At 57.7% G+C, this 10,320-nt stretch carries 13 protein-coding genes and 1 pseudogene; 5 read left to right on the plus strand and 9 right to left on the minus strand.

All coding sequences use genetic code 11. The annotated features are described in order from the left end of the window. From AC0L20_RS39110 to AC0L20_RS39125, 4 genes and pseudogenes are all read right to left on the minus strand, one after another. A pseudogene (locus AC0L20_RS39110) lies at window positions 1-96 on the minus strand (LabA-like NYN domain-containing protein); the annotation flags it as partial. Between the two features lie 632 nt (window positions 97-728). Further along, window positions 729-1,028, minus strand: a complete 300-nt coding sequence (locus AC0L20_RS39115) for a hypothetical protein (RefSeq protein WP_083843199.1) — start codon at window positions 1,026-1,028, stop codon at window positions 729-731. 1,032 nt (window positions 1,029-2,060) lie between these two features. After that, entirely contained in the window at window positions 2,061-2,351 is a 291-nt protein-coding gene (locus tag AC0L20_RS39120) for a PilZ domain-containing protein (RefSeq protein ID WP_007606695.1), read from the minus strand. 167 nt (window positions 2,352-2,518) lie between these two features. Next, window positions 2,519-2,878 carry a VanZ family protein gene (locus tag AC0L20_RS39125; RefSeq protein WP_157234051.1) on the minus strand — a complete coding sequence of 120 codons (360 nt, stop codon included), beginning with the start codon at window positions 2,876-2,878 and terminating at the stop codon, window positions 2,519-2,521. A gap of 914 nt (window positions 2,879-3,792) precedes the next feature. Here AC0L20_RS39125 and AC0L20_RS39130 point away from each other — a divergent pair. Then, complete coding sequence (locus AC0L20_RS39130) at window positions 3,793-3,963, plus strand: hypothetical protein (RefSeq protein WP_473295538.1); 171 nt, start codon at window positions 3,793-3,795, stop codon at window positions 3,961-3,963. A 257-nt stretch (window positions 3,964-4,220) separates the two neighbouring features. Here AC0L20_RS39130 and AC0L20_RS39135 read toward each other — a convergent pair whose 3' ends face one another. Next, window positions 4,221-4,460 carry a hypothetical protein gene (locus AC0L20_RS39135; RefSeq protein WP_473295539.1) on the minus strand — a complete coding sequence of 80 codons (240 nt, stop codon included), beginning with the start codon at window positions 4,458-4,460 and terminating at the stop codon, window positions 4,221-4,223. A 265-nt stretch (window positions 4,461-4,725) separates the two neighbouring features. Further along, window positions 4,726-4,902, minus strand: a complete 177-nt coding sequence (locus AC0L20_RS39140) for a hypothetical protein (protein ID WP_007606697.1) — start codon at window positions 4,900-4,902, stop codon at window positions 4,726-4,728. Window positions 4,903-5,076: 174 nt separating this feature from the next. Here AC0L20_RS39140 and AC0L20_RS39145 point away from each other — a divergent pair, with 174 nt between their 5' ends. After that, a complete protein-coding gene (locus tag AC0L20_RS39145) occupies window positions 5,077-5,334 on the plus strand; it encodes a hypothetical protein (RefSeq protein WP_473295540.1) in 258 nt (85 codons plus the stop codon). Window positions 5,335-5,994: 660 nt separating this feature from the next. On the opposite strand, the gene AC0L20_RS39150 is transcribed toward AC0L20_RS39145, so the two are convergent. The 3 genes from AC0L20_RS39150 to AC0L20_RS39160 all read right to left on the minus strand — a co-directional run bounded on the left by AC0L20_RS39150 (window position 5,995) and on the right by AC0L20_RS39160 (window position 7,679). After that, window positions 5,995-6,327, minus strand: a complete 333-nt coding sequence (locus tag AC0L20_RS39150; protein WP_473295541.1) for a hypothetical protein — start codon at window positions 6,325-6,327, stop codon at window positions 5,995-5,997. A 143-nt stretch (window positions 6,328-6,470) separates the two neighbouring features. Then, window positions 6,471-6,677, minus strand: coding sequence for a hypothetical protein (locus AC0L20_RS39155; protein ID WP_231171077.1), 207 nt, complete (start codon window positions 6,675-6,677; stop codon window positions 6,471-6,473). A gap of 636 nt (window positions 6,678-7,313) precedes the next feature. After that, on the minus strand, window positions 7,314-7,679 hold the full coding sequence (locus AC0L20_RS39160) for a VanZ family protein (protein WP_231171078.1): 366 nt from the start codon (window positions 7,677-7,679) through the stop codon (window positions 7,314-7,316). A gap of 120 nt (window positions 7,680-7,799) precedes the next feature. Between AC0L20_RS39160 and AC0L20_RS39165 the strand changes: the two genes are divergently transcribed. The 3 genes from AC0L20_RS39165 (at window position 7,800) to AC0L20_RS39175 (ending at window position 10,313) form a co-directional block, all read left to right on the plus strand. After that, complete coding sequence (locus AC0L20_RS39165; protein ID WP_456765773.1) at window positions 7,800-8,129, plus strand: hypothetical protein; 330 nt, start codon at window positions 7,800-7,802, stop codon at window positions 8,127-8,129. Between the two features lie 977 nt (window positions 8,130-9,106). Further along, window positions 9,107-9,880 carry an IS66 family insertion sequence element accessory protein TnpB gene (tnpB, locus tag AC0L20_RS39170; protein WP_473295542.1) on the plus strand — a complete coding sequence of 258 codons (774 nt, stop codon included), beginning with the start codon at window positions 9,107-9,109 and terminating at the stop codon, window positions 9,878-9,880. A 55-nt stretch (window positions 9,881-9,935) separates the two neighbouring features. Then, on the plus strand, window positions 9,936-10,313 hold the full coding sequence (locus tag AC0L20_RS39175; protein ID WP_473295543.1) for a transposase domain-containing protein: 378 nt from the start codon (window positions 9,936-9,938) through the stop codon (window positions 10,311-10,313). Window positions 10,314-10,320 lie beyond the last annotated feature (7 nt).

The following is a 10,320-nucleotide window of genomic DNA, read 5'->3' on the forward strand; positions in this document are numbered from 1 at the left end:
CTTGTAATCGATGTCGAAGCCCAGAGTTTTCGCCGTCGCGTAGAGATTGGCTCCATCGATGAAGAGCGCGATCTTGTCGGCAGGTAAATGAGACATCTGTAGGCTTTCGGTGGGGCAAGTCGGAGTTGAAGCATCCCGTAAATTCGCAACGCAAAATTTTCGGTCGCAACCTATATGGATAGCTACCGGAGATCGTCGAGTAGCAACGAACGTTTTAATCTTCAACTAATATCATATGTATCCGGGCGTGGAACCCCAGCGTTGCCCGAAAGTTCTCCCCGTCAGATTTCGTAATGTGTCCTGTCTATTTCCAAGTGCGCATTCAAGGTATCCATAGATGAACGCTGACGCTTTTGCTCTCTTTGATCTGTCGATACATAGGCGCGGTCGTGCCTGGCGATGGTCCGTCATTGACCGATCAGGCACCCCTTTGTTGATTGGCAGCGAGTTCAGCAGGACTGCAGCTCGTTACAGCGCCAGCAAGGCAATCTTCCAGATGTTATTGACCGCTCCTTATCGAAATCAAATTTCTCCAGCGGCCTGGTCGCTCGCCTCGAAGATTGAGGCGCCACGCACCTCCCCGGACCCAGGGAGAAGGCGCAGGTTAAAGTCGAGGGGCTAATAGGCGAACGCGCCGGTCTAACGAGCTGCGTGAGGGGCAGAAGACTTCCTATGAGGTCAAAGTTGAGCAGAGGCGCGGCAAGAGCGCGCGGAAACGGCGCATCTGATCACTGCGTTTTTCGCCCGAGGTCTCTCAGGAGCGAGTGGAGAAAATCACTCGCATGGTCGTACCGCGTGCCGCCGCTCGCGAGTTCACGGGCGCGCGGCCCCACTACACTACCGACGGTTTCTGGACCGAGTAGATCAGCTTTTTCAGACCATTGCTGCAGTAGGCGATCAGGAATGTATTCTGCAGACCCGAACAACCTCAAAAGGCATTCTCCGGCTTTGTGATCGTGATGAGCCTTCGTCGCGTATAAAGCGAATAGTCCACGAAAAGCATCCCGGGAAACGGCTGGTTTTGCCATTGCAATATCCCTGCAGAATTGAATTCCCAACGAAGAGGCCACCTAAAGGCGGCCTCAGAAGTTCATTGGTTGATCTAAACAACACGTACTAAAACAGCTGCCGCAGCGTTGCCGTTGCTTCAGTCCCCGGGTGTAAATAGATGCGAGATGAACGTGCGAGCCCCGGTCACAGGAGCATGCCAAGTTGACTCGCTTCTGCCAACAAGAATCTGACGACTGCCGGGAAAATCTGGCAATCCCAAACCTATGTCAGTTTAATTGACATACGCACAGAGCCGTTCGGCGAGCGAAGTATCATGATGATCTATCAGGATACGTGCTCGACGAGCTCGGCTATGCCTGAGTTTGGATGTGAGACTGCGCGACGGAAGTAGATGCAAAGGGAAGGGCCGCTGCGAAGAAGAAGCCCCGTGGAAGTTTGGTGCGATGGTCGGCGCCTCGCCCCTTTGCAGCCGCAGCTGGACTGGACCTTGTACTCACAACGAAGAACGTGAATTCGTCATTCCTTTCCGAGCGGCACCATCACTGGCACAGCGTGAACGGAAACTCGCAGATCTCGGTACCTGTGCCCGGGACGAACACATACGGGTTTGGGCAGAATGCGTCGACGTCGCCTGCCCCGCACCAGCCCGGGAGCATGGGCGGAGTAGTAGGCTTCGGCCGCACGTTCTGATCAGCAGAGGCGGGGCTTGCAAGCCACGTTAGCTGTGCGACCGCTGTGTAATGCTTCGGTCAATAGTGGCGGACCGCGTCGAGGTGGCGCCTTCAACGCGGTCCTAACTCCGACATTGGGATTAGCAATGTCAGTGCTGACCAGACAGGTATCATCATCGGACTGCCGATGCAGCTCTTTCCGCCTAAAGAGCCCGGGGCGAGCCGCTCGGCATCGCCGCCAGCCCATCCAGTTCGGCGCTTTTATCCAGTGACGTCCCGGCAACCCGGTCAGGATCAGGACCTAGGCGGCCTTTGCCGACCGTGCACCTCAGCTTCGCGATCAGCGCGCGCGCTGCGCCGGCGTTAGATCGCAGCACGCTAATGGACAAACGCCACCCCGACGAAAGCATCGCGACGCCATATGAGGCGGCAGGCGAAGCCTGTTCGAAAATGGTCAAACGATAGGTGGAGGATAGTCGACGGGATCGGAGCATTTTCTAGCAGTAGGCCGGCCCCAAAAACTGAGAGGTCACGCATTGCGCAGCGCGTGACTGTCGCTCCGCCTGAGAGCGAGAGCATGACTGTCTGGTCGACCGTTTTGCGTGTGACGCGTCGCCGATCAAAGCCCGTCCATTCAACAGACACTTTGCCTCCGAACCTCAGCAGCATTGTGGGCGGGATCGCCGACCGAGGGGGCGGCGACCCCTCGCCGCGAAGCCGCCGTTACGCAAGACGAGGACGACTTCGCGACTGCATGAAGCATCGGGCCCGTTGCCGAGCGGCGCAAGAACATCTGTGCGTTAGTGTTACTTGGGCAAATGAGGGCAATACAACGACTATGGAGGACGCGGCAAGAACATGAGAACGATTTGTGCGACCGCTGCACCCACGATGCCGCTTAGGATTTTCAGCGCAGCGCTGAAGAGGCTGGGATAGCGGTCAGGGCGAACGATTTGCGACAGTTCTATTGCGAGTGAAGTCACTATGAGGAAGCCGCAAACGATCAGCAGCCTGCCCGGCAAAAGGAGCGATAGCGCAGATCCAAAAAGAGCCCACACGCAAAATCGCTCAATGAGCATCACGCGATCGCCGTGATGGTGCCCGCCGATGACCGGCCAGCCTTTCAGCGCTGCCACCGCTGCGTACGTTGCCAGAGCAAGGCCCAGTCCCGTCACAATCGTGAATTGGCGGTTCAAGCGCATAGAGACAACAATACGCCGCGGCGGCTTCCATACGCCGTTCGAATTCGAATATCCTTAATCGGAAAGCAAGACTGTCCTAAATGAGACCCGCCAGTCAATTGAACCGCATCGCGCGCAAACAGTGAAATCGCATCTTAACGCTCTGGATTGGCGAGCAGAAGCGCGCAGCGTAGCTGCGGGGCGGGCTCACAGCTTTGGGTCGGCGAACTGTTCAAAAGTAGACACTCGCACGCCGGGCTCTGGCATCGCAAGTTCGCAAAGGTCCTTCGAGCTATGAGACGAAGCTTGAACTCTTTGGGACCATGTCGCTAAGGTGATTGCCGGGGGACGCCCTGGGGAGGAGCGCTTCAAATTATGATTGGTCCTCGTACCGCTGTTGTTGTTTCCACGGTCGCCTTTGCCATTACCGTCGCTTTTGCCGTAGTCACGACATCTCGATATCTCGCCGCCATACAGTCGAAGTCTCCAAGACCGGTAGCTTCGGTCCAGCACGCCTTGGTCTGACCCAACGTGAAGCGCGCTCGCAACAATCCATGCGGTTGTTATCCTCACGGTCGCTGCGGGGCTTTCGGCCTGTTCGCGTGAGGAAGACGTCACCAACTCGACGAATGCATGCGCTGCCAAAATGTTCTCGCCTTTTGATCCGAAGAACTATGATCAATGCGTCAAGGCTTGCATTAGGTGCGACAACGGCGTGATGACGACGTGCTCGACGTCGTGTCGCCTGAAGGGCGCTCGGTGAATTCGCGCTTTGTATGTCGCCGCTGCGCGACGGCGGAATTCGACTTAAGTCAGAGCCGCACTACTATTGATTGCGACGCGGACCCGATATATCGTCGTGCCCTAATTCTTATCGACCCTTTTTAGAACACTGCAAATTTCCGCGCTTCCGATGGGGAGCTTTGTTCATGCAAATCGATTTTAGGTGCGCCGCGCGCACCGCGGCGAGTGCCGCCCAGGTGGAAGAAGCCGTCGCCGATCCGACAGCTGCGACGAAGCCCGCCGCCGCGAACGATAATCTTGAAGTCGCGTCCTGGCCATTCATCCCGCTTCCCAACGGTTGGTATGCGATGTCTTGAAACCTTGGAACAGTCATAAAAAGTGCCCGGAACACAACGCAGTGGGGGTGGTCTATGTCGAATAAGCACACGAATATTGCTGCGCGCGTCGAACTCCTCAACAACAACCAAATCGCGCGTTTGGCGACAAAATTGCAAACTGAGAAACAATACGAAGAAGTTCTCCTTCTCAGGGAAACACTTCGGCTGGCCACTGCCAATGCGAGAACGCTTCGGACACCGCGTGCGAAGGACCCGGGTAACCTTGCTGCGTTAGCTTAATCCAGCGCAGTCTTGCAGGTCGCCTGACGTCCACAGCGTATCGTTGTGCCAGTCGTCTGACCGCCCAAGGCCAGAATTTCAGCACTGGCACGGGCCTCCAGCGGATTGGCTGGTAAGCTGGCGGCCCACTTCTGGCATTCTCTCCGCAGCGGCGAACGCATCGAATGGCAGACGTTGTCGTCATCTTGCTTATCTTCGGTGCCGGGTTTGGCGTTGGCTACGGCGTTCGCGAGCATATTTCTGATCGCCGACGTGAGCGCTCAAAGCGTGTTAGGCCGCCGGAACGGTAGGCAGACTGGCTTGCACCCCCCAGGCTAAGCAGGCGTGACCAGCGCGTAAGGATGCTTCAACGCGCCTCAAAGACCTGCTTTAGGCTGGGGTCCTCTAATACCCCATCGGCTGCGCTGAACCACTCACCGGGCGCCAATCGAGACCCTTAGTCGCCTCGGGGACGGATGTGTGGGCCGTTGAACAGCTTCCGGCTAAGCAGCACGCTGTACTTTACGCGGCGATGTCGAAGGAAGCGATCAGTTCGCGCATATCCTTTGCCAAATCGCGATAACGCTGGCCAGCGCGTAGGTACAGCTGTCGATCGTTTTCATTCGCTCGCTCAGCGATCAATTCGCATTCAGTGGCGAGGCATTCAAAACGTTCAAGCTTGGCTTCGAACCCGGTCATACGACGCCCTCCGCACTATTATTTTTCTTCAAAAGGACGGCGATCATAATTTTCAGTTCAGCTCAAGGCAACCTTGATCTTCAGTCCAAATGAGGTCGCAGAATACCTCTCGCGGAGGCGTCTGAAGGGCGCTCGTTAAGTTTATTGGTGCGCCGTACCTGCCCGCAGGCAAGCGTGCCGAAGTCGCCATCGCCGGCGAAACCGCAGAAGTCGGACGCGCTATCGCGGCCGACATCGGAGTTAGCACGGATAACCGCTCCTAATGAGCGCGCTATCCGCAACGCCTTGGAAAGCGCTGGGGTACTCGCCAATTTGGATCTCGAAGAACGTTTCGACACAGCGATTGATCGCCTGTTAAAGCGGTTCTTCAGCTTACAAATGGCAGATGAATTGAATAACAGAAAAGTCAAAACCGTGACGTCCAAGGGCTAGGCGTCGCGCGTGAAGAAGATCTGGTAATCGGACGAGGCCTTGCGCCTTGTCGGACTTCAACTCCGAGATCGGCTTCTCGTTCTTTTAGAGCGCGTACCTTCTTATCTGCAAGTTAAAGTTGTCAAACGATTTAATTAGTGTAGCTTTCTGATATGCAGCTAATGCGAGCAGTTTTCGCAAAATCAAACGGTGTAATCTCTTGAAAGGGCCCAGGTTCATCTATGCCTTAAGCCGGCTCTGATGGTCCAGGAGGTCAAGTTCTGGGAGTTTCTGCTCCACTTCTCGCGCTGGCGAGGTCTAAGAACGCGCTGCATCTCGCTGAATGAGAATAGGTTCATTCCTGTGGAGCGTGACGTCATCCGGTGAGATGGTCGCGTTATTTTCTCAAGGCCGCCAAGTCCGCCGACGGAGTCCTCGCGGACGTGGCAACGCTGCGGCAGGGTTAATGCACCCACCGACGCAGTAGCATCGAGATTGACCCAGTAGCGATTGCCGGCCCTCGTTCTAATACCCGTGCCTCTGGCAAAGCTGGGCGGGGCCTGGCAATGGCAAGCACCCCTCGCAGCAAAAGCGCCCGTACGCGAAACGAAGGCTCTTTCACGACTGTAGGTACCCTCCGATGAAGTGGCGCTTTACTACAATATGATCTCGCTATTAGGCTTACCTGGATGGCTTGGGTTCATTGTGCGCGACGGCTCTCTCCACCTCTGCCATCGTTCTTTCGTAAGCTTTGCGCAGCTGTTCAGCGTGAGCGGCGTTCTCCGGCTCCATGAGATGTGCAACCTTGATCATCAGCTTGTTCAAAAGGTTGGTGACGCGGCCATTTTCCGAATGGCAGCTTCGCAGGACGCTAATCTCTCGACGCATTTCGACGAGATCGAGCGGTTCCTTTGACGGCTTCTGCAAAATCAACTCGCGCGCGTTGTTGGGCGAACGAAGACGACGCGCCGAATATGAGAGCGCGCCGACTTTCGCCATGGTGGGCCCGGGCATGCAATGTCCGGTAAGCGAATCTTAGCGCGGAGTAGAACGCACACAACCAAACTCGCGGATTAACATTGATGCGAAGCTTGCAGGTTAACCGGCCGCACGGGTTTGCAGAGCGTCGATGAGCCAATGGCTTCGACGCCGCCGGATCATCGTTTTCCACGCACCAGCAAGGTCCACACCGGCGCCTTCCCGTCCCAGCGCCGAAGCCGCCCATAGAATCGCACCCGAACACCAGCCTCTTTCAGGCGCTCGACCACGAGATGCAACGCGATAACGTCGCCCTCTGCCAATTCCACACAACCCTGCTTGCGGGACCAGACCGCACCGGGGAAGCGAAACAGGTTGTGCTTCAACCATCGAGCGCCGCGCGCCGATAACGGCTGTAGGTCCACGTGGGTGCCGTCCCGAGGTCGAAGGCCGACGTCCGGAAGGCGGAGTAGATTTGCGATCCAGCCCAAAATTAACTCCTTGTCACAATAGTCTTTCGGTGCACATCGTTCGAGCGGCAGCGTCCATTCGGCACTTCGGACGAACCTGCCTGATTCGGAACGCCAAGCGCCAATAAGCTGTGAGGGCGTCACCACAGCGGGTAGCGGCCAACAAGATGGTAAGCAGGGGAGCGCGGAGGGGAGACTTGGCGGCAAGCAGGGTTGTCTTGCCGAGGTCTCTTCGGTGAGTCCGTGCGAGCAAAATCTCATTCTCCACCAGTAGATGGTCGCGTCGTCTTATCTGTGGCGGTTCCGACGAGTATGGAGCGACCACCAGCGCAGCAGCATTTGGGATAGGGTATATCGCCACCTCGCTTAGTATCCGGCGCGGGCCGCCGGCACTTGCCAGATAATCAAGCGGAGTCGCGGCGAGGCCACCGCGACAATAGAAACTAGAGAGCGACGAACGCATGCATCAACGCACACCCACAGCTGGTGACTGAGACGCTTGCCCACGCAATTGCATGGCTAACCCTATCGCCGCCGCGGTAGCCGCCGTTTTCAGGATCGGTCTCGCCACAGATGGGCGAACTTCGCGGCGCTCGAACCAACAAGCCCGCCAATAACCTTTTGCGCAGCGTCCGCGATGTGGCCATGGCGGTCAGGCGTGAGATGTTGCAGCAGCTCGAGCGAAACGGCCACACCGAGTATGAATATCATCATCAGTGTGAATCGGCGAGGATATGCCACTACGAAGAGAACGCCGAGGGCACCGTAAGCTGCGAAACGCTCGAACCCGGCAGATCCTAATTCAGGGCGCAAGCCGATCGGAGAGAGTGTTACAAAGGCGATGGATCCGAGGCCGCACCAGGCAATCAAAATGATTAATTTCCGCATCATGTCGCGAAAATAGTGCCTTCTGCACACGCCGTCCACTCCTCAGAGGCTTTCGCGTGGTGGCTGTCAAGAACATCGTTGGCCATGCCTGCAAGGCCCGGCAAGACACCCGTCCGTTGCGGCTGCGCGTCGCCGAAAACGGAAAGAGGCATGTTGTATAAGAACACTGATAGGCGGAGTGCCGAAGCCGAATGGGTTGGGGTAGCAGACACGGACCGGCGGCGGCGCCAGTCCAAGAAGCTCAGGATCGCCGTCGACAGCTTACGGGCGCCGCGTCGGGGCACCGTAGGTCAGCCCCTTCGCCGTGGCGGCGAAACCATTTCCGGGCGCAACGAAGCGAGCCTGAAACACTCCCACCCTAACGTTCCACGGGATGATAAACAGCGGGATGTGGTCATGCTGGCGCTTATCAATGTACTTTACGAACAGTTCGTGCAGGCCGCTCTTCTGGGCATCTCGAGCAAATGGGTGAGGCCATGACAGAGATGGCAATTGCCACGTTGGCCTTTCTGAGTGTCGTGATCTTTTTGGCGCACGCCTTTGACGCGTTCAGGATGCGCTGAAAGAACAGAAGCACCATCGGCGGCTGCGCCGCGCCCGCTCCAGTGATTCGGACTGAGGCCGGATCTGATCGGATTTCGACTCGGACCGCCGGGTTATCTTTCGGTAGTCCCAGTCGCTTTGTCGGCGGATTTCAGGCAGGTTTTGCCTGATTTCGGTGAGCCAGTGCTACTAGTCGCCAAATGGCCGCTTTCGAATTAACCAAAATGAGAAGTTCCGCCTCATTCCGGACCCATCTCGTGGCAGATGCTAAGATTGCCAATGTGGGGACTGGCAAATGCCAAAAAGCTGTTGTACTTGAGGTGCTTGGCTTAGTTTGAATCTGCGCGATTGCCGCTGGGGGTCGCAGGTCGGATCCCCCCAGTCAGAGGTGCTGGTAGTATTCGCTGCACCGGCGTCGGCTGCGAGCACGAAGAAATCCGACAGGTTGGAAACTCTTGTGGTGAAAGACCTGGATCTGCCCAAGCAGATAACGGAGGTGAGCTTCATAGCTGCAGAGCAAGAGCCTCTTCCCGCTCCTCCGATTAGCCGTCCTAGCCAAACACCTGATTTCATTCTTGTCACTGGCGCGACCCGTATGCTCCAAAGCCTGAGGCTCAAAAGCAGGCGGGCGTCGCAAAGAAGCGGGTCAGCGAGCCGCCGAAGAAGTTCAAGCGAGCTTGGCGAAGGAATGCCCAAACGATCGGTTTGCGCCGCTCCTGAGAAAGCTTGGGTTGGCTGCCGCCTGCAACACCTAGAGCAGCGGTGTGGGATTGGTTTGCCGGGTGGAGAGCACATTCCTCGGCGCTAGGTGTTGATGGACAATCCTCGAGCGCTCGTATGCGCCAGGGCGATGAGCGATCGGTTCAGTTCAATGGTATCCGTCCGGTGAAGGCCGCCTTGCCGAATGAGGCGTGTTGTTGAGAACTGTCCTTATGGACAGTGATAGGCGCAGCGCCCAAGTCGAACGGCTTGAGGTGGTGGACACGGGCCGGCGGCGGCGCTGGTCCGAGGATGAGAAGCTCAAGATCGTCGTGGAGAGCTTACAGGCGCCGCGCCAAGTCGCAGCAACAGCGCGGCGGTATGGCGTTTCGCGCTCATTGCTGCTGCGATGGCGACGCTCGTTTCAGCCGGAGCCGAAGGATGCCGCCGATCAACCTGGCTTCGTACCGGCGATAGTGGTCGCGGAATCAGGGCCGACACCTTGTCCAGTCGCGCCGGCCAGCAGCGGCGGGTCGATTGAGATCGAGTTTACTGCCGGGGGCTCGGATGCGGATCACGGGTACGGTCGACGCGGCGACGCTGAAGGCCGCCGTGGCGGCGCTGGCAGATGGACGCCTACGGTGATCCCCATTGCGTCGGGCGTGCGGGTGTGGATTGCGACCGGCCACACCGATATGCGTCGCGGCATGAACTCGATGGCCTTGCTGGTGCAGGAAGCGTTCACGCGAGACCCGCACGGGGGCGACCTCTATGTGTTCCGTGGCAAAAGCGGCAAGCTGATCAAGATCCTTTGGCACGATGGACTAGGCATGTCGCTTTATGCCAAGCGGCTGGAGCGCGGCCGCTTCCTGTGGCCGTCGTCGGCTGATGGCGTGGTGACAATCACCCCCGCCCAGCTTGGCTACCTGCTGGAGGGCATTGACTGGCGGATGCCGCAACGTACCTGGCGACCGCGGGCGGCTGGCTGATCGCTGGGATTTGAATCGGTGGCACGATCAGCGGTTCGGACAAAGATCGCGTCTTGTGATTCTCTGGTCGACGATGGGTGCTGATGATTCTCTTCCCGACGATGTGACCACGCTGCAGGCGATGCTGCGCGCTGAGCGAGCGGCCCGGTTGGCCGCGGAAGCCGAGGCCCAGGCGGGGACATTGCTGATCGAGAAGCTCAAACTCACGATCAAGAAACTCCGGCACGAGCAGTTCGGACAGTCCTCCGAGCGAGGCGCATTGCTGGACCAGCTCGAGCTACAGCTCGCCGACCTGGAGGAGAACGCGGCGCAAGCTGAGACCGCGGCGCAGATGGCAGCCGAGAAGATTGCGGTGCCATCGTTTGTCAATCGGCGTTCAAATTTGACCCCGTATCGGCGTCCAATTTTGACCCCTTTGAGCGACGAGTCTTGACGGTAGC

The sequence above is a fragment of the Bradyrhizobium sp. Kon58 genome, assembly GCF_055807455.1.

Bases quoted from the DNA above. Each gene is read 5' to 3' on its own strand.
- AC0L20_RS39130 (WP_473295538.1), top strand. From the start codon at position 3,793: ATGCAAATCGATTTTAGGTGCGCCGCGCGCACCGCGGCGAGTGCCGCC.
- AC0L20_RS39150 (WP_473295541.1), bottom strand. From the start codon at position 6,327: ATGCCCGGGCCCACCATGGCGAAAGTCGGCGCGCTCTCATATTCGGCG.
- AC0L20_RS39135 (WP_473295539.1), bottom strand. From the start codon at position 4,460: ATGCTCGCGAACGCCGTAGCCAACGCCAAACCCGGCACCGAAGATAAG.
- AC0L20_RS39165 (WP_456765773.1), top strand. From the start codon at position 7,800: ATGTTGTATAAGAACACTGATAGGCGGAGTGCCGAAGCCGAATGGGTT.
- AC0L20_RS39115 (WP_083843199.1), bottom strand. From the start codon at position 1,028: ATGGCAAAACCAGCCGTTTCCCGGGATGCTTTTCGTGGACTATTCGCT.
- AC0L20_RS39140 (WP_007606697.1), bottom strand. From the start codon at position 4,902: ATGACCGGGTTCGAAGCCAAGCTTGAACGTTTTGAATGCCTCGCCACT.
- AC0L20_RS39120 (WP_007606695.1), bottom strand. From the start codon at position 2,351: ATGCTGCTGAGGTTCGGAGGCAAAGTGTCTGTTGAATGGACGGGCTTT.